At 65.0% G+C, this 23307-nt stretch carries 18 protein-coding genes and 1 tRNA gene; 5 read left to right on the top strand and 14 right to left on the bottom strand.

What is annotated here, in order from left to right; all coding sequences use genetic code 11:
• Positions 1–42 precede the first annotated feature (42 nt).
• Complete coding sequence (locus tag G5C33_RS02545; protein WP_165325774.1) at positions 43–852, bottom strand: undecaprenyl-diphosphate phosphatase; 810 nt, start codon at positions 850–852, stop codon at positions 43–45.
• Positions 853–936: 84 nt separating this feature from the next.
• Positions 937–1863 (bottom strand): complex I NDUFA9 subunit family protein, encoded by a 927-nt coding sequence (locus G5C33_RS02540; protein WP_165328670.1) that lies wholly within the window; start codon positions 1861–1863, stop codon positions 937–939.
• Between the two features lie 156 nt (positions 1864–2019).
• On the opposite strand from G5C33_RS02540, the gene G5C33_RS02535 reads away from it, so the two are divergent.
• A tRNA-Leu gene (locus tag G5C33_RS02535) sits at positions 2020–2106 on the top strand.
• A 198-nt stretch (positions 2107–2304) separates the two neighbouring features.
• Here the strand turns inward: G5C33_RS02535 and G5C33_RS02530 are convergent.
• Genes G5C33_RS02530 through G5C33_RS02515 form a run of 4 tightly spaced genes read right to left on the bottom strand, consistent with a single transcriptional unit; the run spans position 2305 to position 8335 of the window.
• Entirely contained in the window at positions 2305–3210 is a 906-nt protein-coding gene (locus G5C33_RS02530; RefSeq protein WP_165325773.1) for an amidohydrolase family protein, read from the bottom strand.
• Positions 3203–4606 carry an MFS transporter gene (locus G5C33_RS02525; RefSeq protein ID WP_165325772.1) on the bottom strand — a complete coding sequence of 468 codons (1404 nt, stop codon included), beginning with the start codon at positions 4604–4606 and terminating at the stop codon, positions 3203–3205. Before G5C33_RS02525 ends, G5C33_RS02530 begins: the two co-directional genes overlap by 8 nt.
• Complete coding sequence (locus G5C33_RS02520) at positions 4581–6683, bottom strand: hydantoinase/oxoprolinase family protein (RefSeq protein WP_165325771.1); 2103 nt, start codon at positions 6681–6683, stop codon at positions 4581–4583. Before G5C33_RS02520 ends, G5C33_RS02525 begins: the two co-directional genes overlap by 26 nt.
• Positions 6680–8335 (bottom strand): hydantoinase B/oxoprolinase family protein, encoded by a 1656-nt coding sequence (locus tag G5C33_RS02515; RefSeq protein WP_165325770.1) that lies wholly within the window; start codon positions 8333–8335, stop codon positions 6680–6682. The genes G5C33_RS02520 and G5C33_RS02515 overlap by 4 nt, the downstream gene beginning before the upstream one ends.
• A 166-nt stretch (positions 8336–8501) precedes the next feature.
• Between G5C33_RS02515 and G5C33_RS02510 the strand changes: the two genes are divergently transcribed.
• The 4 genes from G5C33_RS02510 to G5C33_RS02495 all read left to right on the top strand — a co-directional run bounded on the left by G5C33_RS02510 (position 8502) and on the right by G5C33_RS02495 (position 12900).
• Positions 8502–9392, top strand: coding sequence for a LysR family transcriptional regulator (locus tag G5C33_RS02510; RefSeq protein ID WP_165325769.1), 891 nt, complete (start codon positions 8502–8504; stop codon positions 9390–9392).
• 101 nt (positions 9393–9493) lie between these two features.
• Positions 9494–10489 carry a phosphoglycerate dehydrogenase gene (locus tag G5C33_RS02505; protein ID WP_165325768.1) on the top strand — a complete coding sequence of 332 codons (996 nt, stop codon included), beginning with the start codon at positions 9494–9496 and terminating at the stop codon, positions 10487–10489.
• A 6-nt stretch (positions 10490–10495) separates the two neighbouring features.
• Complete coding sequence (locus G5C33_RS02500) at positions 10496–11818, top strand: glycerate kinase type-2 family protein (RefSeq protein ID WP_165325767.1); 1323 nt, start codon at positions 10496–10498, stop codon at positions 11816–11818.
• 2 nt (positions 11819–11820) lie between these two features.
• The gene (locus tag G5C33_RS02495) at positions 11821–12900 is read left to right on the top strand and encodes a tartrate dehydrogenase (RefSeq protein ID WP_165325766.1); all 1080 of its coding nucleotides are present in this window, start codon (positions 11821–11823) and stop codon (positions 12898–12900) included.
• Positions 12901–12963: 63 nt separating this feature from the next.
• Here G5C33_RS02495 and G5C33_RS02490 read toward each other — a convergent pair whose 3' ends face one another.
• From G5C33_RS02490 to G5C33_RS02455, 8 genes are all read right to left on the bottom strand, one after another.
• On the bottom strand, positions 12964–14253 hold the full coding sequence (locus G5C33_RS02490; protein ID WP_206518621.1) for a lipase family protein: 1290 nt from the start codon (positions 14251–14253) through the stop codon (positions 12964–12966).
• A complete protein-coding gene (locus G5C33_RS02485) occupies positions 14250–15653 on the bottom strand; it encodes an MmgE/PrpD family protein (RefSeq protein ID WP_206518620.1) in 1404 nt (467 codons plus the stop codon). The genes G5C33_RS02490 and G5C33_RS02485 overlap by 4 nt, the downstream gene beginning before the upstream one ends.
• Positions 15650–16429 (bottom strand): class II aldolase/adducin family protein, encoded by a 780-nt coding sequence (locus G5C33_RS02480; protein ID WP_165325765.1) that lies wholly within the window; start codon positions 16427–16429, stop codon positions 15650–15652. Before G5C33_RS02480 ends, G5C33_RS02485 begins: the two co-directional genes overlap by 4 nt.
• Positions 16430–16455: 26 nt before the next feature.
• The gene (locus G5C33_RS02475; protein ID WP_165325764.1) at positions 16456–18057 is read right to left on the bottom strand and encodes a long-chain-fatty-acid--CoA ligase; all 1602 of its coding nucleotides are present in this window, start codon (positions 18055–18057) and stop codon (positions 16456–16458) included.
• Positions 18057–18365: a DUF4387 domain-containing protein gene (locus G5C33_RS02470; protein ID WP_165325763.1), complete on the bottom strand. Its 309-nt coding sequence runs from the start codon at positions 18363–18365 to the stop codon at positions 18057–18059. Before G5C33_RS02470 ends, G5C33_RS02475 begins: the two co-directional genes overlap by 1 nt.
• Positions 18358–19770 carry an acyclic terpene utilization AtuA family protein gene (locus G5C33_RS02465; protein WP_165325762.1) on the bottom strand — a complete coding sequence of 471 codons (1413 nt, stop codon included), beginning with the start codon at positions 19768–19770 and terminating at the stop codon, positions 18358–18360. Before G5C33_RS02465 ends, G5C33_RS02470 begins: the two co-directional genes overlap by 8 nt.
• 63 nt (positions 19771–19833) lie before the next feature.
• Positions 19834–22053: a TonB-dependent receptor gene (locus G5C33_RS02460; RefSeq protein WP_165325761.1), complete on the bottom strand. Its 2220-nt coding sequence runs from the start codon at positions 22051–22053 to the stop codon at positions 19834–19836.
• A 393-nt stretch (positions 22054–22446) separates the two neighbouring features.
• Positions 22447–23205: a GntR family transcriptional regulator gene (locus G5C33_RS02455; protein WP_165325760.1), complete on the bottom strand. Its 759-nt coding sequence runs from the start codon at positions 23203–23205 to the stop codon at positions 22447–22449.
• Between the last annotated feature and the right edge of the window lie 102 nt (positions 23206–23307).

Below are 23307 nucleotides of genomic sequence, written 5' to 3'. Positions count from 1 at the left end.
GGCAATTGCCGCGATTTGAAAGCGGCCGATTCGGCCCGATAGTCAGGCGAGCAGCCAGACCAGCGCGATGCCGCCGATGGCGATTCGATACCAGGCAAAGGGCGCAAAACCATGCCGAGTGACGATCGCCAGGAACCAGCGGATCACCAGCAGCGCAACGACGAAAGAAACGACAAACCCGATCGCGATCGCGCTCCATCCGGCCTCGCCCAGCGAGTCATGGCTTTTGATAAGATCGAGGACCGAGGCAGCCAGCATCGTCGGCACCGCGAGGAAGAAGCTGAACTCGGCCGCCGTCTTGCGATCGACGCCCATGCCCAGCGCACCCATGATCGTCGCACCCGAACGGCTGACGCCCGGAATCATCGCCAGGCACTGGAACACGCCGATCGCCAGCGCTGTGCGCCAGGACATGCCTTCCACGCTGCCCTCGGGCGGGTGCGGAATGAGCCGTTCCATCAGCAGGATGATGACACCGCCCACGATCAGCGCGATCGAAACGACGATCGGGCCGAGCTGCGGGCTGGTGAGCAAGGCCTTGATCGCCGAATAGACGAACAGCCCGATCACTGCCGACGGCAGGAAGGCAAGCAGTACGTTGCGGGTGAAGGCGATCGCACCGCTGTCGCGACGCAAGAGCCCTTCGAGCACATTCCAGAAGCGTCGCCAGTACAACACGATCACCGAAAGGATCGCGCCCAGCTGAATAACGATCTCGAACGTGCCGGAAACCTCGCTGTTGAAGCCCAGCAGCGATCCCGCGAGCACGAGGTGCCCGGTCGAGGAAACGGGCAGAAACTCGGTGATCCCCTCGACGATGCCGAGGAGGATGATCACGATCAGTTCAGACATGGATGGAGCCCCTTTGTGCGCTCGGCCCGCCTCTCCTTACGGCCCGACCGGGCGGCGCGAACGCCGCTCGAATGACATTGTACCTCAGGCCGGTTCGCCCGTTGCTGTGAAACGGCCATGCTTGCGGAACCGCACCAGCCATTGCGGCGCGACTGCCGCCACCGGCGTCGCTCCAAGGCCGAATGCGGCCAGCCCGCTGCTTCCGGGCGATACCACATTGTCCTGCTTCAGCATCCGCCATTGATCGGCCGTGATCGGGGTGCCCGGAAGCGCCGCGATCATGCCGCCGATCGCATCGGGCAGTTCAACGAATATCGGGTCGCGTCCGGTCTGTTCGGCCAGGAAGCGGTACAGCTCCGACATCGTGATCACATCGGGGCCGCCCAGTTCATAGACATGGCCCGCATGCTGGCCGGGATCGGCCATCGCGCGCATCGCCGCCTGGGCGACATCGACGACATAGACCGGCTGAAACTTCGCGTCGGGACGCAGGATGGGAACGATCGGCCCGGCGGCGACCATTCCAGCAAAGCGATTGAGGAAATCATCCTCGCGCCCGAAAATGACCGAGGGGCGCAGGATGGTGGCGCCGGCAAAGGCCTCGAGAACGGCACGTTCCCCCGCGGCTTTCGAGCGGCCATATTCGGACGGAGAATCGGGATCGGCGCCGATTGCGGACATCTGCACAAAAGCCGCCGCTCCCGCACGATTCGCGGCCTGCGCCACCGTCTGCGCGCCCTTCACCTGGATCGCGTGATAATTCGAAAAGCTGCCGACCAGATTCATCACCGCGTCGGATCCCTGAACCGCGCGAGCCACGCTGTCGGCATCGGTGATGTCGGCGGCCACGAACTGCGTCTGCCCCACGCCGCCCTGCGGTCGCAGGAAAAAGGCGTCACGCGGGCGCCGCTGCGCGATTCGCACCCGCGCCCCGGCGCGCAGCAGTTCCTGTGCGACGTAGCGCCCGACGAATCCGCCTCCGCCGAACAATGTGACCAGCTTGTTCTTCATCGCCATGATCTCGCAGTTTCTTCGCTTGCCGAACAACGCGTCAAATGCCCGTTGCCGCGCCAAACGGCAAGCGTCGGAAAGCGGATAGCGGTTCGCGCATCCGCCCTGTTGACAAGCGCCCGGCACAACCGTAGAGCGCCCCGCCTACCCCAGCGTGCCCAGATGGCGGAATTGGTAGACGCACCAGCTTCAGGTGCTGGCGGCTGTATGGCCGTGGAGGTTCGAGTCCTCTTCTGGGCACCATTTTTCCGCAATATCGCCGGAATTACTGGAAAATCATCGAAGAGACGCTCTTCAGAAGAGCGATCGCTTGTCACCGTGAGGAAAGCGCGAAAAACCGCCCGTACGGCGCGGAATAACGGGGGTTCACCGGACCGCTCGGCGGCGCCCTTATGCCAGCAACGTCAAAGACTGCCCCGCGCTCGACGCAGGCGCGCCCGCTCAATCATTCCAGTATAGCCGCTCGGGATTGTCGACCAGCGCCAGCTTGCGACGGGCGGGATCGGGGATCCAGCGAGTGAGCTGGTCGAACAGCAGGGCGCCGTCGACGGGGAGATGCTGCTGCGCGGCGACCGGGTGCGGCCAGTCACTCCCCCAGACCACGCGTTCGGGCGCCTCGGCCGCCAGCACGCGCGCCAGAGCGTCGACGTCATCGAACCCCGGTGCGCCGCAGCGCGACGACAGATAGGGGCCGGAAAGCTTCACATAGACATTGCCGCCGGCAAGCAGACGGCGCAGCATCCTGCCGGTGGCGCTTTGCGGCCCGGCGGGTTGCGGCGTCCATCCCATATGATCGATCATGATCGGACACGGCGCATTCGCCATCGCGCTTTCCCAGTCGATCAGCACTTCGCGATCGCGATTGCCGACCACATTGACCGACCAGCCCCGGTCGGCCGCCAGCCGCGTCAGCCGGTCGAACCCGGCATGGTCGGGGACGTCCCCCTTGGCGAAATAGACCCGAATACCCCGCACACCCCTGTCGTGCAGGCCAGGCAGCCGCGCCGCATCGGCATCGCCGTGCAGGATCACCACGGCGCGCATCCGGTCGGTTCCGACCTGCTCGAGCGCGTCGAGCACGACACGGTCGTCGGTGCCGTAGTTGGACGACGCGACGAACACCGAACGCGAGAGGCCCAGCCGCCGCTGGAAATCGCGATAGTCGGCAACGGTAGCATCGGGTACCGAAACCTGTCCTTCGACATGGAAGCGGTTGTCGAAGATATGATGGTGGCAATCGACGGCACCGGGCGGCGCCGGACTTTCCGGTGCGGCATCGCCTTCGGAGAATCGGGCGCGGATCGGCCGGCCGGAAATCCACCCTTGCATGGTGCCATCCTCAGACATCGGCTTCCGCACCTCCCATCGGCTTGGCCGGTTCGGGCGGCATTTCCCGGTTCAGCTGTTCCGCCTGCACCACGGCGGCGTGCAACGGTTTCAGTGCAAGCCGCAGCAGGATCAGCGCGGTCGGCATCATCACCGACACCCCGAGCGCGAGCGAATTGCCGAGGCCGCTGTCGCCGCCGAACAGCAAGTCGTTCATCGCACCCACCGAGGAGGTTCCGAGCCCGCCCGCGATCGCGAAGAGGATCAGCGCGGCCGATGTGATCCGCGCGCGGATGTTGCCCGGCGCGATCACCTGAAACGTCGTGGAAGCATAGGAAATGAAGGGGATGGTTACGATCTGCACCAGCCCCAGCATCACCAGGAACAGCCATTTGCTGTCGACCAGGAACATGGTCCAGACGATCGGCAGAGAGCCGGCGAGCAGCCAGGTGTAAAGCCGGACATAGGCGTCCTTCACCCCGCGGATATACAGCCAGTCGATCAGCATCCCCTTCACCAGCATCGTGAGCCCGGACGCGATGCTGAGCAGTGCCAGGATCGGCCCATATTCCTGCGGCTGCATGGCGAAGCGGCGCGAAAGATAGGCGGGTATCCAGTTGCCGAGCGAAAAACCGCAGAAACACACGGCCGCGAACCCGCCGATCAGCAGCAGCAGAAGGCGCCGCTGGCTCTTCACATAAGCGGCCAGTTCGCTGCCCTTCCGCTCTCCGAAGGTCGCCATGCGCTGGCGCGGCGGTTCCTTCAGCGTCAGGATCAGCAACAGGCACAGCAGCATCGGCCCGGCGAAGATCAGAAACTCGACCTGCCAGGCGAACAAGCCGAAGCCCTGGCCCCGAGCGACAATGTCCTGCGCGAAGATCAGCACCGCGCCGCCCAGCGCCAGCGACGTCGCGACACCCGCCTTGGCACCCATCGAGAAGATGGCGATTGCCGTGCCGACGCGCTTGCGCGGAAAGCTGTCGGCGAGAAAGGAATAGGATGCGGGCAGGATTGCCGCCTCACCGATCGCCCCGAGGGCGCGCGCGGCCATGATCTCCCATGCGCCGTCGGAAAGCCCGAGCAACACCGTCGCGATCGAGAAAAGGGCCACGCCCAGGCCGATGATCCATTTGCGGGGAAACCGGTCGGCGGCGAACCCCGCGGGCAGGCTGGCGAGCGCGAATGCTCCGGTGGGGATCGCGCCGAGGATCATCCCGATCGCCGTGTCGCTCAGATGAATGGTGCGCTTGATTTCCGGCACCAGCACCGAAGCCAGCGAACGATCGACATAAGTGAAGCTGTAATAGAGGAACAGCACGGCAAGTGCCCACCAGTGCGGCTCGACACCGCCCCGCGCGCCATCTTGCCTCTGGTCCGGTACGGTTTTGCCATCATCCGCCATGAGCAGCGTTCGCATAATCGATGGTGACGACAAGATTTGCATGTTCATCGACCTCGGCCACGGCTTCAGGGCCGATGATGAAGCTCGATTCGCGTTCTTCGAACACGGCCGGGCCTTCGATCCGAACGCCGTGTTGCAGGGCATATCGGTTGTAGACCCGTGCCGGTACCGGGCCGTGTCCGGGGAACGTCACGTCGCGTGTCCCGCGCTCGGCGGGTTCGTCGCGCACATTGTGGGCCAGGCTGATATCCTGCGCGGGCAGCGACGCGGAGAGACGCCAGTTCACTGCCTCGACCGGGATATTCTCGACCGACCGGTTGAACAGTTGCCGATATCGAGTCTGAAAAGCCTCCCGCACCGCATCGGTGCGTCCGCCTTCCAGGCAGTTTTCCGGCAGCGGGACCGTGATTTCGAACCCTTGCCCACTGTATCGCATGTCCGCGGCATATTCGATCTGGATATCGTCGGCCCGCGCGCCCATTGCCGCGAACATGTTCCGCGCGCGCGCTTCCATTTCGCCATACAGGCCGGAGACATGCTGCCAGTCGACGCGTTCGAGCCGTTCGAAATAGCCGCGCGAATCGTTGACTGCGGGAGCGGCCACCAGAAAACCGAAGGCCGAAATCACGCCCGCGCCCATCGGCACGACCAGCCGCCGCACGCCGAGCAGCCGTGCCAGCGCATAGGCGTGGACCGGTCCGGCGCCACCGAATGCGAGCATGGTATAATCGCGCGGGTCCTTGCCCTTCTCCGCCAGATGCATGCGTGTTGCCGCCGCCATGCTTTCGTTGACGATCCCCTGGATCCCCGCAGCCGCGTCCGCGCCGCGCATCCCGAGCGGGTCCGCCAGCCGCTCCGCGATCGCGCTGCGCACATCGTCGAGCCGCAGCGCCATCTCGCCGCCGAGAAAGAATTCGGGATTGAGATAGCCGAGCAGCAGATCGGCGTCGGTAACGGTCGGTTCGGTCCCGCCAAGACCATAGGCGACCGGGCCGGGCACCGAGCTGGCGCTGCGCGGCCCGACCTTCATCAGCCCGAGCTTGTCGACCGCCGCGATCGAACCGCCGCCGCCGCTGATCTCGATCATGTCGACCACCGCGACCTTGAGCGGAAGGCCCGAGCCCTGCTTGAAGCGTTCGAGCCTGCCGGCCTCGAAATCATGCTTCACATGCGGGGTGGCATTTTCGATCAGGCACATCTTCGCCGTCGTGCCCCCCATATCGAACGAGATCAGGTGATCCTCGCCGATCTTGCGCGCGATATGGGCGGCCGCGATCGCGCCCGCCGCAGGACCGGATTCGATCAATCGCACGGGAAACGCCTTCGCTTCCTCGATCGTCGTGACGCCGCCGCTCGACAGCATGATCGACAGGTCCCCGGCAAATCCCATCGCCGCGAGCTCTTCGGTGAGCCGGTCGAGATACCCCCGCACGCGCGGCTGGACATAGGCGTTCACGCACGCGGTATTGGTTCGCTCATATTCCCGGATTTCGGGCGCCACCGCAGAGGAAATGGTAACGGGCAGGTTCGGAAAGAGCCGCTCGGCGACGGCTTTCGCCCGCAGCTCGTGCTCGGGGTTGCGATAGGCGTTCATGAAGGCGATGGCGAGCGCCTCGACGCCCGCATCGACCAGCGAGCGCAGCTGCGCCTCCAGCATCGCGACATCGAGCGGCGTGTGGACCGTGCCGTCGGCGAGAATGCGTTCGATCACGCCGCGACGAAGGTCGCGCGGCACGATCACCGGCACTGCGGGCTGGAACAGATTGTCAGTGTCATAGCGCGTTTCGCGCCCCATCTCGATCTGATCGGTCAGGCCATCGGTGGCGATCAGCCCGACGCGCGCGCCGGTGCGTTCGAGCACGGTATTGGTGACGAGCGTCGTGCCATGAACGATCGCGCTGATCTGTTCGGGCTCCGTCCCGGTTTCGGCGAGCAGCCGCCCGATCCCCTCGATGATCGCGCGGCTGGGCGCTTCGGGCGTCGTCAGCCGCTTGCCCGTATGGGTGATGCCGCGCGCTTCGTCGTGCAGCACAAGATCGGTGAAGGTTCCGCCGATATCGACGCCGATACGAGCCGTCCGCATTGGCGTCATGCGCCGCCTCCGGCGACCTGCGGATAATCGCGCCGGGCCGCGTCCTCCGATACCAGTCCAAGCCTCATATCGGTCGCCACCGCCGCTGGATCGCGTTCGGCCGGATCGCCGAACCCGCCGCCACCAGCGAAATGGAAGGTTACCGAGGCCCCGGGCTTCAGCGGGCTGCGCGACTTGAGCGAAACCGCGCCCAGGCCCCCGACCGAAGCCGATGCGCAGGCTCCCGGCTGCCCGCCCAGAACGCCGCGCGCGGGATGTTTCTCGCGTTCGCCGATGATCGTCACATATACTGTCTGCGAAGCGATATTCTCGATCTCGCAGACCTGCCCCAATCCGCCGCGATACTTACCGGCACCGCCTGAATCGACGCGCAATTGCTTGCGCTTGAACAGCACCGGCGCGCCGGCTTCGAGCACTTCCAGGCTCCCCGCGCCCGAATTGGTCGGGAAGGCAGTGGTGGCAAGTCCGTCGCCATGCGCAGAGGCACCCATTCCCGCGCTGGCGAACAGGATCATCGTGAAGGGATCCCCGGCGTCGGATCGCCCGACGATTCCCGCGCGCAGCGCCGGCGCACCGCCGCTGTCGGCAAGCACCCGGTCTGGAAGTATCTCCGCGAGCGCCTGATACAGCGCGCAGCTCAAGGCATGACCCGACAGATGCCGCGCATTGACGGCGGCCGGACGCGCCGCATTGAGCACGCTGCCCTCGGGCGCGGTCACCCGGATCGGACGGTAGGAGCCTTCGTTCCGGCGCGTGTCGGGATCGAGCACGCATTTGAGCGGGTAGATGCTGTAGGCATGGGTATAGTTGAGCGTGCAGTTGGTGGCGCGGCCATTCTGTTTCGAACTGCCGGCATAGTCGACCGTCATCGCGTCGCCTTCGATCGTAACCGTGCAGCAGATCCGAGTCGGATGATCGGGAAAGCCGTCGAGTTCGATTTCGGAGTGATATTCGCCGTCGGGCAGCGACGCGATCGCCGTGCGCATCGCGCGTTCCGACATGCCGTGAATTGCGCGCGCGAGCGCCTCGAAATCCTCCAGCCCGGCCTCTTCCAGAAAGGCAACCGCGCGCCTGCGGCAGACCGCGTTCGCAGTCACCTGCGCCTCCAGGTCTCCGAGCAACAGGTCGGGCTGACGTACATTTTCAAGGAAGAGCGCCAGCATCTCCTCGCAGCGATCTCCGGCGCGATAGAGGTGCAGCGGGGGGATGCACACGCCTTCCTCGAACAGCTCGCGATTGTCGGCACCCTGCCGCCCGCCAATGTCCGGCGTATGCGCCACCGTGCCGGAAAAGCCAACGAGCCGCCCCCTGAAGAAGATCGGCGCGATCATCGCCACATCGGGCAAGTGCCCGGTCGCGATCCAGGGATCGTTGGTGAAGACGCAGTCGCCTTCCTGCCAGACCTCATGGGGAAACTTGCGCAGGATATGCTGCGCAGCGCGAGCGAGCAGTCCGGCAAAGGCGGGGATGCCGCCGCTGCATTCGGCGAGCGCTTCGCCGTCGACCGTCATCAGGCACGTCGCGAAATCGTTCGATTCCCGGATGATGGGCGTAAATGCGGTCCGCAACAGGGTCGTGGCGGATTCATCCGCCACCGCGATCAGGCGACTCCACAGGATTTCCAGGGTCACCGGATCGAATGCCGGAGCCATATCGCTTCCTCTCCAAGGGGTGCTTTTATCCTGTCGGGCTAGCAGCCGCTTTCCGACGCATCCAATTCGCTTTGCGCATCAAATCATCCACCGGCTCGCTGGCCATGACGGGGCAAGGCCGGTAACTGGCGAACAGAAAGGCATTTGCGAAAGGGCTGCCCGGGCGATGGATGTCACCTGGCTTGAGGATTTTCTGGCGCTGATCGATCAGGGCGGCTTTTCGCGCGCCGCCGAAAGCCGGTCGGTCAGCCAGCCGAGCTTCAGCCGCCGGATCAAATCGCTCGAGGATTGGGTCGGCACCCCGCTGATCGACCGGCGGACTCACCGCATCGGCCTGACCGCGGCGGGCGAGAGCTTCCGGCTGGTGGCCGAAGAAACGCTGCGTCGCCTCCAGCTCGGCCGCGAAGCCGCACGCGCGGCGGCGAAATTCGATCACGAAACGCTACGCTTCGCCTCGACGCATGTCCTGTCGCTGACCTTCTTTCCCCGTTGGCTACGCCGCCTGGAAGCCGAGCAGCCGGTCGAGGCGACGATCGCCCTCACCGCCGATCACATGGTCGCCTGCGAACGCCTGATGGTAGAAGGCAAGGCGCAGTTCCTGCTGTGCCATCACCATGAAGCGGCATCGACACGGCTGAGTTCGGACTTCCGCTCGGTGCAGCTCGGACATGACCGGCTCTTGCCGGTGGCCGTCCCCGCGCTCCTACGCGAAACGGGTCTCGCGCAGGCGCCGCAACTGGCCTTCACGGCGGAATCGGGAATGGGCCGGATTCTGGCCTCAGCGTGGGAACGCGAGGATCGGCAGCCGCCGGCACAGCCCGCCTTCTCCTCGCATCTCGCCAGCGTCCTCACCGCAATGGCGCGCGACGGGCGCGGCATCGCCTGGACCGCGCTGAGCCTGGTGCAGGAGGATCTCGACGAAGGGCGGCTGGAGCGCGCCGGACCGGAGGAAGAGGATGTCGAGATCGAGATACGGCTGTGGCGGCCCCGCGCCCGCCAGTCGATGGCCGCCGAAAGCTTCTGGTCGCGTATCCTCGCCAGCACCCGGGAGGCGTAGCGCCGGCGAACCGGCCTGCATCAATTGATTGGATTTCCGCATTGGTTTCCCGGCGCGGCGCTCCCTATCCGGGAGCGAACGAGCGAGAGGGAGAGCATTTCGTGTCCGATCGGCGAGTCGTCGTCACCCAGCGTTTCTTCGATGAAGCGACCATTTCCTATCTGCGGGAAAATGGCTGCGAGGTCGTAATTGCCGACCTGCCGCCGGGACAGGCGGATGGCGGCCTCGATCACGACACGCTGGTCGAGGCGCTGGCGGGCGCCGCCGGATGGATCGTCGGCCATGCGAAAGTGACTCGCGAACTGCAGCAGGCGCTGCCCGACCTCAAAATCATCTCGCGCCGGGGTGTCGGCTATGAACGCGTCGATCTGGATGCGGCCCGGGATCTGGGCAAGGTCGTATGCATCGCCGCGGGCGGCAACGATGCGTCGGTCGCCGATCACACGCTCGCGCTGATGCTTGCCGTGGGGCATCGCTTCCGCGAAACCCAGGCGAAGATGATCGACGGCGACTTTTCGATCCTGACGGGCCGGGATCTCTTCGAAAGCACGGTCGGCATCATCGGCATGGGCCGGATCGGGCGCAGCGTCGCGCAGCGGCTGCAGGGCTTCGACTGTCGCATTCTGGCGGTGACGCAAGGCGATCTGCCCGAAGCCACGCCCGCCAATGTCAAAGTCACCGACCTCGATACGCTGGTGCGCGAGAGCGACTATGTCACCGTTCATGCCCCGCTGACCGAAGCGACGCGTTTCCTGTTCGATGCCGAGCGGATCGCGCGGATGAAGCCGGGCAGTTTCCTCATCAACGCCGCGCGCGGCGGGCTGGTCGACGACAGGGCGCTGCTGGCCGCCCTCAAGAAGGGCACAATTGCGGGCGCCGGCCTCGACGTGTATCTCAGCGAGAGCGACGCGTCCTATCGCGAGGTTACGCAGGAGCTGATCGCGCTGCCCAACGTCATCGCCACGCCGCATGCCGCGGCATCGACGCAGGAAGGGCTGGCGCGCACCAACATGGTCGCCGCACGCAGCGTCGTCGCCGTCCTCGACGGCAAGGACCCCGCACCGGAAACGGTAGTCGCGGACGGCCGGCCGCGATAGCCCGCGATGCGCAAACCTGATCCAGGGAAGGCCTGCGAAGGCGGGCACACCGCCGACCAGCCGGCACAAGCGCTGCTGCGTCGCTTGTTCGATGCCGCCGTGGCCAGTGCCCAGCCCGACCAATGCGTCCCCGCCGCGCTGCCTCCCGCACCGGCGGGACGAACGGTCGTCATCGGGGCAGGAAAGGCCGCCGCCGGCATGGCGCAAGCGGTCGAACGCCATTGGAACGGAGCGCTTGAAGGTCTCGTCATCACGCGCCACGGCCATGCGCTGCTGTGCGAACGCATCACCGTATGCGAAGCCGGGCACCCCGTTCCCGATGCCGCCGGAGTCGCGGCGACGCGGGACATGCTCTCGCTGCTCGACGGGCTGACCGAGCGCGACCTGGTACTGTGCCTGATATCGGGCGGCGGATCGGCGCTGCTCGCCGCGCCGCCGCCCGGCATCGGCCTGGCCGAACTGCAGGCCACCTTTCGCGACTTGCTCCGTTCAGGAGCCACGGTCGCGCAGATGAACTGCATCCGCAAACATCTCTCGCTGGTGGCGGGAGGGCGTCTCGCCGAACGCGCGCGACCTGCGCGGCTGGTGACGCTCGCGATCTCCGACGTGCCGGGGGACGATCCGGCGACGATCGCCTCTGGCCCGACGGTCGCCGACCCGACCACGCGACAGGACGCGCTTGCGACCTTCGACGCGCTGAACCTCACTCCCGCCCGCGCCGTCCGCCACTGGCTCGCGCAGGCGGACAGCGAAACCCCCAAGCCCGGCGCGCTGCCACCATCCGATTTCCGCCTGGTCGCCAGTCCGCAAATGGCGCTGGACGCCGCCGCGGCTGTAGCGCGGGAGGCCGGCTATACGCCTTTCATTCTTGGCAGCGCGATCGAAGGCGAGGCACGCGAGGCAGCCATTGTCCATGCCGGCATCGCGATGCAGGTCCGGCGCTATCGTCAGCCTGCCGAGCCTCCCTGCGTCCTGCTGTCCGGCGGCGAGACGAGCGTCACCGTGCGCGGCAACGGCCGCGGCGGACGCAATGGCGAGTTTCTGCTCGCGCTGGCACAGGCGCTTCGCGGCGAACCCGCCATCCATGCGCTGGCGGCCGATACCGACGGAATCGACGGCACCGAAACCAATGCCGGCGCCGTGATCGGCCCCGAAACGCTGGCGATCGCCGAAGCAAAGGGCCTTCCCGCCTCGCAGGCGCTGGAGGCCAGCGATGCCTATCGGTTCTTCGAGGCCGCCGACGCACTGGTCGTAACCGGCCCCACACATACCAACGTCAATGATTTCCGCGCGATCCTGATCGATGCAGCGGCGGACGAAAGGAAATGACCATGCGCCGATCCAATGCCCATCGCATCGCCGTCATCGCCGGGGACGGCATCGGCAAGGAAGTCGTCCCCGAAGGGCTGCGCATACTCGAAACGGTCGCCTCGCGGTTCGACTGCGCGTTCGAATTCGATCATTTCGACTTCGCCTCGTGCGACTATTACCAGCAGCACGGCACAATGATGCCCGCAGACTGGAAGGCGCGGATCGGTGGCCATGACGCCATTTTCTTCGGCGCGGTGGGCTGGCCCGAAACCGTGCCAGATCACGTTTCGCTATGGGGATCGCTGATCCAGTTCCGGCGCGAATTCGACCAATATGTCAATCTGCGCCCCGTCCGGCTGATGCCCGGCGTCCCCTCGCCGCTCGCCAACCGCAAACCCGGCGAGATCGACTTCTACGTCGTGCGCGAGAATACCGAGGGCGAATATAGTTCGATCGGCGGCAAGATCTTCCCCGATACCGAGCGCGAAGTGGTGATGCAGGAAACGGTGATGACGCGTGTCGGCGTCGATCGCGTGCTGCGCTATGCCTTCGACCTGGCCCAGCGGCGCGAGAAGAAGCACCTGACATCCGCCACCAAGTCGAACGGGATTTCGATCACCATGCCCTATTGGGACGAGCGGGTCGAAGCGATGGCGAAAGCCTATCCCGACATACGCTGGGACAAATATCATATCGACATCCTGACCGCGCATTTCGTCCAGCACCCCGACTGGTTCGACGTCGTGGTGGCGTCCAACCTGTTCGGCGACATCCTTTCCGATCTCGGCCCGGCCTGCACCGGCACGATCGGCATCGCCCCCGCGGGCAACATCAATCCCGAGCGGCGATTTCCCTCGCTGTTCGAACCGGTGCACGGTTCGGCACCGGACATCGCCGGACAGCATATCGCCAATCCGGTCGGCCAGATCTGGTCGGCGGCGCTGATGCTCGATCATCTCGGCGAAACCACGGCCGCCGAGGCCGTGGTGCGCGCGATCGAGGAGGTGCTCGCCCGGCCCGAATATCGCACGCGTGACCTTGGCGGGAACGCGAACACCGCCCAATGCGGCAAGGCGATCGTCGACGCACTCACCGGCTGAAGCTGAAGCGGTGCCATCTCGAAGCGATGGCACCGCTGGCACCGCGCCGCCGGCGCGCCTTCCTCAATCGTCGTTGAAAGGCGCGTCGGGGTTGCGCGCGCCCGGCGGGCCCGGTTCGCGGAAGCTGCCGCATTCGGACGCGACCTCCCGGCCGGCCAGCAGCGATCGCGCAAAGGCGATCGAATCGGGGAGCGAACCGTGCATCGCGCCGTCGTGCCCCAAACCGTCATAGGTCCGCCAGATCACCGTGTCGCCGGCCGCGCACATTGCCGAAGCATTGGCATATTGCCGTTCGGGTATGGTCGTCGCATCGGCAAGGCCCGTGGCAATCAGCAGCGGACGACCGGTCGGTCTGACCGGCATGTCGGCGACGGGGATCGCCATGTCGCGAACCGCTTCCATCGGGATCGAAAAGGCCTGCGCCATTTCCGCCACCTTCAACTCGCGGGCACGCTGAACGATATCGCCCTTGCAGCCCTGCCGCGCCGCTTCGAGCAGCTGCCTGCCCGCCGGCGTGACGATATCGTCGATCGGCGGCGCATCGTCGCGCAGCCCGCTCGAGGCATAGCTCAGAAACTGAGTGGCGGAACGACGTTCGGGCAAGGATACCGGCCCGTCGGGGAAGGAATAGCCGAAGCCGGTCGCGACCGTGCCGAGAATACCCAGTCGGGGGGCATACTCGCCCACCAGCATCGCGGCACCGACCGCCGCGCCCGACCCCTGAGACTGGCCCGCCAGAATGACCCGGTTCGAAACCTCTTCCGGCTTCGCGGCAAGTGCGGCGCGCACGCTGTCGAGTACCGAGCGGCCTTCCGAGCGCCAATCGAGATAGGGATGCGGCCCGGGACCGCCCAGCCCCTGATAATCGGTTGCCACCACGGCAAATCCCGCTTCGAGCCAGCGGCTCATATAGGTCGCGTCGCGCGGCCGCACGCCCGTCCAGGACGGCGCACACGCGTCCGCGATCCCTGCCGTTCCATGTGCCCAGGCCAGCAGCGGCCAGCCGCCCTCCGGCGGCTCCCCCCTGGGCAGGAACAACATGCCGCTCACCGGGACGGCACCCGAATTCCAGCGGGCATCGGTCGATGCGTACAATATGCGATAGGCGGCACGCGCCGCCATATCGTCCTGCACCGCCACCGGCTCGATCCGCAAGAGGGCTCCCGCGCCGCCGGAAATCGGCTGCGGCCAGCGGTAGAAGGGAGAAAGATCCATGTCGCCGGCGTCCGGCCCGGTCGGCAGTACACCCGACGGATCGGCCGGCCGCTGCGGCGTGGCGCACCCCGCCAGCAAGGCCGCCGCCGCGAACAATGAAAGGCCGCCGAAGCGGCAGCGGACGGAGTGGCGTGTCACGATTGTCGATCTCCCTTCATCGCGTCGAACAGCGGGTCGAAACAGGTCTGGCGCTCCAGCGTGGCGACGAAGGCGAGAACCGCCTCCTGCGCGGCGGCATCGAGATGCGGCGCGGCCATCTTGCCGAACTTGCGCGCGAAATCGGCGTCGTGCATCGGCTGCTCGCGACCGCCGGGGCCGGTGCGAACCTCGCTGGTCATCCGCTCCCCCGAAGCCAGTTCGACTGTCACACGATTGGCGAGCATGGCAGGGAAAAGCGCGGTCAGTTCGGGCGCCTCATTCACTTCGGTCAGCACCATCAGCGAGCGCGCCACGGGGTCGGCAATGCTCTCGGGACTGTAGGAATCGAGCGTGATGTCGCCGTCGAGCAATGCACGCGCGACATTATAGGGAAGGCTGTGATCGGCGGTTTCGCGCGTAGTGGGGTGCCATTTCTCGGCATCGGCCAGCACCCGCGCGTTGAACTCCGACGTGTCGATCCGAATTGCCGTGATCGCGGCGGGATCGGCGATCCGGCCGCGCAATTCGATCGCGGCCCAGATCGCGGTGTGGAGTTCGCCGTTGGTCGGAAAGGTCTTGGTGAGCGAGCGCAGGATCGCATAGTCGCCATTGGCAGGGCTGCCGAACGCGTCGACGTTGAGCGCAAACGGTCCGGTCACCTGGCGGAAGAACCCCATCTCGCCTTCGAATATCGGCGCCGGCCCCGTCATTCCCGCGCGCGCCAGCCCGGCGGCGAACACTGCATTGCGCGCGGCGTTGGCGGCGGAACAGCCTTTCCAGTCGGACAGCGTTCCCGATCGTACCTGCCGCATCGGGATATGGCCGTTGATCGCGAGATTGATCGCCTCGGTCGCGCGCGCGATGTCCAGCCCCATCAGCCGTGACGCCGCAGCCGCGCAGGCGGGCAGAATATAGCCGGCATGATCCCAGCCGCGCCCGTTGAGGCTCGCGGCATCCTGAAGCCGCATCTGGACTTCATAGGCAATTACGGCCGCGGCGATGAATTCGCGCATCGACGCGCCTTCGCCCTGCGCCACGGCGATGCAGGCGGGAATATTGTCGCTCGGATGCCCCGGCTCCGCGCCCATATAGCCGTCGTTATAGTCGAGGAAACGGACCATCACCCCGTTCGCGAACGCCGCCAGATCTGGCGTGGTCCGCGCGGCGGCACCGAACACCCCCGCCCGATCGACCGGCACTTGGGCGGCGATTTCGCGGGCGATCCGCACTGGCCCGGCGTCATAGGCACCGACGATGCAGGCAAGGCTGTCGAGCAGCCGTTGCCGGACACAGGCTGTCACTGCGTCGGGCAGCGCCTCCGCATCGAAGTCGCAGGCATAGCGGGCGATCCGGTGCGCGAGCATATCCTCAGCGCCCGCGTGCGATCCGGTTTCCGTCATTGCTTGTAGCTGGGGTCGATCCGGTCGAGCTTGCGGCGCAGCGCGGGCCAGGCGAGCTTTTCGACGGCCATCGCCATTTCGGTGCCCGAAACCTGGTCGCGCACGACGTCCGCGACGCCCGCCGGAGGTTCGTTCAGCCCGTCGCGCCCGGCGGTGAGCATCATCACCTGCGCCTCGCATGCGCGCTCGAGGAAATACATTCGCATGAAACCCTGCGCGACACTCGATCCCAGGGTCAGCGTGCCGTGATTGCGCAGCAGCATAGAATTCTTCGTGCCCAGATCGGCCACCAGCCGCTCGCGCTCCTCGAGGTTCGTCGCGATGCCCTCATAATCGTGATAGGCGACGTCGTGATGCGCAATCATCGCCGACTGGGTGTGTGGCAGCAGGCCGTCCTTCATCGCCGAAACCGCCTGCCCGTGCGGGGTATGCAGGTGCAGTACCGCCATTGCATCCCCGCGCGACATATGCACCGCCGAATGGATGGTGAACCCGGCAGCGTTCACCGGTGCGGGCGTATCGTCGACCTTGCGCCCCTCGACGTCGATCTTGACCAGACTCGACGCCGTGATCTCCTCGAACATGTGCGTGTAGGGATTGATCAGGAAGTGATGGTCGGGGCCGGGGATGCGCGCCGACAGATGCGTGAAGATGAGGTCGTCCCAGCCATAGAGCGCGACGAGCCGATAGGCGGCGGCAAGATCCTCGCGGACCGCCCACTCCTCCTCCGAGACGCGCTCGCGAAGCGACGGTACCGACTGCGGCATGCTGGCCATAATGTTTCTCCTGCTCCGGGTTGATGTCAGTCGGCGCGCAGCTCTTTCTTCGAGAGCTTGCCGATCAGCGTCTTGGGCAATTCGTCACGCAGCTCGATTTCGCGCGGCATTTCGATCTTGCTGAGCTTGTCCTTGAGGAATCCCCGCAGGCTCTCCGCGGTGGTCTCGGCACCCTCGCGCAGCTTGACGAAGGCCTTGGGCGCCTCGCCGCGATACTGGTCCGGCACACCGATCACGCTGGCTTCCGCGACATCGGGGTGCTCGTACAGCGCGTCCTCGATCATCCGCGGATAGACGTTGTAGCCACCGCACAGGATCAGGTCCTTGATCCGGTCGACCAGGAACAGATAGCCGTCGCTGTCGAGATAGCCGACGTCACCGGTACGCAGCAGCCCGTCGGACAGGACTTCCGCGGTTTCCTCCGGCCGGTTCCAATAGCCCTTCATCACTTGCGGCCCCCGCACGCAAACCTCGCCGCTCGATCCCGATTCCACCGGCGAACCGTCATCGAGCGACCGGATTTCGATGATGGTATCGGGATAGGCGAGCCCGGCGCTGCCGTCCTTCACCAGCCCCGTGATCGGATTGCAGGTGACGATCGGCGAAGCTTCGGACAGGCCATATCCCTCGACCATCCGGCAGCCGGTGCGTGCTTCGAAGCGGGCGCGCACTTCGGGAGGCAGCGGCGCGCCACCGGAGATGCACATCCGCAGCTGCCCCATCGGCGGCAGCGCCGCGTCGGGCAGGTCGTTGAGCGCGATGGTGATGGTCGGCACGACGAACAGCCGCTCGGGCCGCGTGCGCCGCATCGCCGCGAGGAACGGCTTCATCTCGAAACGCGGCAACAGCACGATGCAGGCCGCGCCATATACCGAATAGTTGAGCACCGTCGTCAGCGCGAAGACGTGAAACATCGGCAGAACGCCCATCACCGCCTCGCGCCGGTCGGGACAGTGCGAGTCATGCTTCGCAGTCTGCAGGCAATTGGCGATCAAACTGCCGTGCGTCAGCATCGCCCCCTTGGGCAGCCCCGTCGTTCCGCCGGTATATTGCAGCACCGCGACATCGTCGGGCCGATTGCGATGCGCAGGACAGTCGTCCTCATGCGCGGTAAGTTCATCGAATGCCACCATCCGCGACTGCGGCCAGGGCGGCGTGACGCGAAGTTTCCGCTTGAGGATGCGATATGCCAGCGCCTTTACCGGCGGCAGCACGCGATCGATCGGACAGATGACGATATTCTGCAGCGTATCGAGCGCAGCGGCCTTTTCGACGATTTCGGGCAGGTCGGGGACGAAGATCAGCTTCGCGCCCGCATCCGCGACGAGATGCGCCATTTCCCGCTCCGTGTAGAGCGGATTGATGCTTGCGACGATGCCGCCGAGCCGCAGCACCGCGAAATAGGCGATGACGAAATAAGGCGTGTTGGGCAGGCACAGGCCGATCCGGTCGCCCGGCCTGACGCCCATCGCATGCATCCCGGCGGCACAGCGCGCGGCAAGCCAGTCGATTTCGGCATAGCTCCAGCGGCGCCCCATGAAATCGAGCGCCGGGCTGCCGGGATACCGCGTCGCCGCCGATTGCAGCAGATCAGTCAGCGTTTGCGGCGGGATTGCTGCCGCGTCCATCAGTCGAGCTCGACGTCGAGCACGCGGACATATTGCTGGCCCGAATGCATGTCGCGCTCCTCGACACCGCCCTGCGGCGTCGCGCGCGGATAGGAGATCTTGACCATGTTGAGGTCGGCGACCGGAATATGCTTCACCAGCGCCGGATCGGTGCCGTAAAGCCGTGCGAACAGCTCGGGCGAAAGCGCGGGGCTTGCGTGGTATTTCTCGAAATTCTCAGGGCCGTCGAAAAAGAAGTCGAACGTCACCCAATAGGGGCCGGCGTTTTTCGAGCGGACATGGCGACAGACGTCGCGAACCTTAACCATTGACTGCCTCCCGCACATTCCGGGTTTCGGCCAGATCGATCCATTCGGTACGGATCAGCTCGCGCCAGTCGTCGACTTCGACGATGTGGTTGAGCTTGAACTCATAGACCTGACCACGCGGGACATCGGCCGGGGTGAAGGCGAAACCGTAGCTCGGCAGCTCCTTGTCCATCACCGCCGGATAGTGGAAGAAATAGGGGTTGCAGGCATGCGCGATGCTGTTCGCGATATCCTGCGTGTCGGCGGTGGCGACGAACAACATGCCGATCTCCGGCGGCGCGGGCGTGCCTTCGGGCACTGGTCGGCCGGTCGTGCCGTTCCAGCCGTACATGCGCAGCGAGATATGAAACTCGCCCAGTTCCTCCGCCGGAATCGCGCTGCGCGTGCGCGCATAGAGCGCCTTGAGCAATCGCTCGTGAAATCCGTCGACATCGCGCAGCACATCGGGGTCCTGGATGCCGACGAGCATCAGCGTCTGGAATTTCCCGCCGCCGGCGCCTTCAAGCTTCATCGTATAGGGGCGCGGCTCCCATTCCGATCCGGTCACGCGCACGGTCCGCGCATCGCTTTGCGCATAACGGGCGCGAGTCACGTCGAGGATGCCGCCCGGCTCGACCAGCCGGAATGGATCGGTATTTTCGTAGAGCATGTGCGCAGACACGCTGTGCGGCGTGCAGAAATTGGTGTCGCTCAGCGGCGCGACTTCGAACCCGTCGGCCGTCACCGTCAGCAGCACGCCCGAGCTTTCGCGCTCCTCGGTGCACTGCGCGCCGCATTCGCCGGTCTTGCCCGCGTGCCAGGCGGGGCCCCAGGGAGCCCTCTTCCATATCGGGAAAGCAGCCAGCACCGCCGTATCGGTTGAGCGCCCGCCGAGGATGATGTCGGCGCCGCCTTCGAGCGCAGCGACATAGGGCTCCACGCCCATCGCGGCGACGATGTGATCGCAGCCGTCGATCGTGGCGTCATCGAGCGGCCCCAGCGGCGGAAGCGGCTTTACCCGTCCGTCGCCATTGAGCTGCTTCACAACCGCCTTGTCCTGCTCGCTGCGCAGTAGCGCGATCTTCGGCGAGGTCCCCAGCTCCTCGGCAAGCTCGAGGACGATGTCGCGCGTCCAGTCGAGATTGAGGTCGCCTCCGGCCTGTCCCGCCGTGCCGATGATGATCGGAACACCATATTCGGCCTGCGCCTGCATCAGGATGCGCAGGTCGCGCTTCACCGCGCCGCGATTATTCTTCGACTTGCCCGTTGCGAGATAGGCCGCCCCGCTATCGGTCGAGCCGGCATCGGACGCGATCGCGTGGACGCCGCGGGCCATGCCATAGGCGATCTCCTCCTCGCGCACGCCGGCGCCCAGCGACCCCGTCGGCACCAGCACCTTCACGCCGTCAGCAAATTCTCTGTCCATCTCAACTCCGGTCCGAAACGTCATGCGGGGTGCCGGACGCCAGGTGGCATCCGGCCCGGCATCTCAATATTCCCAGCTCAGGGTGGCGCCGTAGGTTCGCGGCGGGCTGAACGCGCCGAAATTCGCGCCGAGGAACACGCCCTGGAACGTGCGCGTGCGCTCATCGGTCAGGTTCTTGCCCCAGAGCGACAGCGAGAAGCGGTCGGCGATCCCGTCGATGATCAGCCGCGCATCGACGAAATTGGTCGCGTCGCGGATTTCCGGCGGCTGGTTGCTGTTATCGTCGAACATTCTGCTCGTGTAGCGATAGTCCACCGCCGCGGTGACCGCGATGCCGCTGAGCAGCGAGTAAGTATAGGACGGGGAAATCGTTACCTTGTGCTTTGGCGCACGCGAGATGGTGTTCCCGGAATAGTCCTGCCCGCCTTCGAAATATTCGTCGAACTTGGCATCGGTATAGGCATAGGAAGCCGACAGCTGGAATCCGTCGAACGGCATCACGTCGAGCTGGGTTTCATAGCCTTTGATCGTCGCCTTGCCGGCGTTGGACGTCACGGAGAGACCGTTGACGATCTGCACCGTCTGCAAATTGGTGTAGTCGAGATAATAGAAGGTGTTGTTCCAGATCATCAGGCCGTCGAGGAAGGTGCTCTTCTGGCCGATTTCATACTGGATCGCGGTTTCCGGCTCGAACGGCGTCGCCGCATCCGCGGCATTGGCCGGCGTGTCCGGGAAGCCGCCGCTCTTGAAACCGCGCGAGATCGAGGCATAGAACATATGCCTCCGCGCCGGGCGGAATTCGACGCCGGCGCGATAGGTCAGATCGTCGAACGTCGCATCGCCGGTAACGTCGAAGAATTCATCGCCACGTATCGGCACCATCGAATCCGTGTTGCGCACCCGCGCGGTCTTGTCGTCGCGCGAATAACGCACCCCGCCGAAGACAGTGAGCTGATCGGTCAGCGGCAGCGAGACGTCGCCGAACACGGCGATGCTGTCGACCTTCGCATATTGATCGTAGATTTCGGTGAGCGGGATCGGCGCCACCGCCGCGGCGTCGAGATTGAACGTGTTCGAGCGATCGGTTTCCTGGTGATAGTGGTAGAAGCCCGCGACCCAGGTGAAGTCGCTGTCCGGCAGCGAGGAGAGCCGGACTTCCTGGCTCGACAATTCGTTGGTCTCGTCATCGCCGCCGCTGATCGCGATCTGATTATAGCCGGGCGACGCCGGATCGGGATTGCCACCGTCCAGATCGTAACGGTTGCCGTAGTCGACATCCCGATAGGAGCCGAGGAACGTCAGCGTGGCGAACGAAAAGTCGTAGCTCAGTTCGCTGCGGATGCCCCAGGTGTCGCGATCCTGATAGCCGACCTGTGACCCGTAGGTCGTGTCCGGGTCGAAGTTCGACGTATAGAAATTGTGGAGCGGGTCCGACGTATCGAGCTCGAGCGTGTGGTTGGCAGGTCCCGAAAACCGGTCGCGCGTCCCGTCGATCGTGAAATGGAAGCGAAAATTGTAGGCGGGCTCGCCATAGATCTGGAACCGGCCGGTCAGCGTGTCCTGATCGTCGATCCGCTCGCCGAGATAAGGGTTCCAGGAATAGCCGTCATGGCTTCGATAGGCGCCGCTCAGGCGAACCGCGCCGGTGTTGCGCGCGAACGGCACGTTGATCATCGCCGCGGCGTCGAGACGCTCGTAATTGCCGTAGGTGAGTTCGGCCGCCGCATCGACACGGTCGATATCGGGCTTCTTGGTGATCACATTGATCGCGCCGCCGACGACATTGCGCCCGAACAGCGTCCCCTGCGGCCCCTTCAGCACTTCGATCCGTTCGATATCGAATGCGTCGAACGCAATCGCCGAGGGGCGGCCCATATAGATATCGTCGACGAACACCGCCGAACTGGGGTCCCCCGCCGCGCCGCGATCGGAGGAACCGATGCCGCGAATATAAAGACGCGGCTGCGAGGCGGGAAAATTGTCGAAACTGAGACCGGGCGTGCGCGTGACGACGTCGTCGATCTGCTGAATGCGCGCCTCGGCGATTTGCTCCGCATTGAACACCGTCACCGTGACCGGCACGTCCTGCAGATTCTCGCTGCGACGCTGCGCCGTAACAACGATCATATTTCCCAGCTGCTCGTCCGGTACGGCGTCGGCGGCCTGCTCCCCGGCCTGGCCGGGAGCGGTCGTATCGGCGTCCTGAGCCTGAGCGGAGCCCGTCCACAGCAACCCCACAAAGGCCGCCCCCGAAAGCATGCGGCCCATTGCCTTCCCTCTCATATTCGCTCTCCCGTAGTTTGTCTGTTCTGGCTGCTCGTAAAATAGGATTGGATGCAATTTGTCAACGAGGTGCATCCTTTCATGTCGGGACAAATCCCGCAGAAACAGCGCCATCGCACCAGCATGCGCGTCGCGCATAAATTCATGCCTCCAAAATCGCAGGAATTCAGAGTTTCTGCAGGAGATTAGCGTGCACCCCCGCTGGACGCGTAGGTTCGCCCCTGGCCATCGACGCAGGGTAACGACCGCCCGAATCGTAGTGATTTCGGGCGGCAGGCGCAGTTCACGCATCAATCAATGCGGAAAATCGGGCTACACCGGGCTGGTCTTACGCATGGTTTCCGGCTAATTGGATTCAATATGAATTTAATCGGATACGACTTTGAGGCCCCACTATCGGCGCGTGGCTATGGCCGCCAGGCGATGCCGCGACTTCTGTACGTGGGCTAGCATGGACGCCTCCGCCAGCTCCGCGTCCTCCGCAGCGATCGCATCCAGTATCTTCTGATGATCGCCTTGCGACTCGATAATATGATCCGGCACGCTTTCCGGGATCGTACGAAACCGCTGGGGCACATATCGCGCTACCGCCGGGCACAGCCGGGCAATGTCGCCGAACACCGGATAGATCACGGTCATGCGGATCGCGTTGCGGATCGCACCGTTGCGCGAAACGCGGACGATCAGCGAATGAAAGTCGCGATTATGCTCGTACCATTCGCGCTCGATCGCCTCGGACCAGGCGCCGCGCCGAACGATCGCCGCCCCCTCGCGCACCGCCGCGCCAAGCCGTTCGAATTCTTCCGGTGCCCAGCCATAATCCACCGAAAGTCCGCATCCCTTGGCCTCGAGCACTGCCCGCGCATCAATCGCGTCGAGAATGTCGCGCAGCTGGATATCGCGCACGGCATATCCGCGATTGACGTGATAGGAGGCCAGGCCCTCGGCGGTCAGCACGGCAAGCGCACTCCGCACCGGCGTCCGCGAAACACCAAGTTCCTTTGCAATCGTTTCGGCGGCAAGCCGCGTGCCTGCGGGCATTTTTCCGGTCACGATCAGCTCGCGCACGCGCGTCAATACCGTGAGCGTCGCAGGCTCGGCCCGTTGTCCGGCATCGCCGGCGCCGAAATGAATGGTTTCGCGTATCGCCATGATGCCGGCTGTTAGCATCGGAGGGCGGTGCTGCGAATGCCAAAATTGCATCCATTGTGTGCACCAGACGCGCAATTCGAACAATGAAATATACAGGAGAGC

This window comes from Sphingosinithalassobacter tenebrarum, assembly GCF_011057975.1.
Taxonomy (GTDB): domain Bacteria; phylum Pseudomonadota; class Alphaproteobacteria; order Sphingomonadales; family Sphingomonadaceae; genus Sphingomonas; species Sphingomonas tenebrarum.
This window is presented reverse-complemented; position numbering and strand designations above follow the sequence as displayed.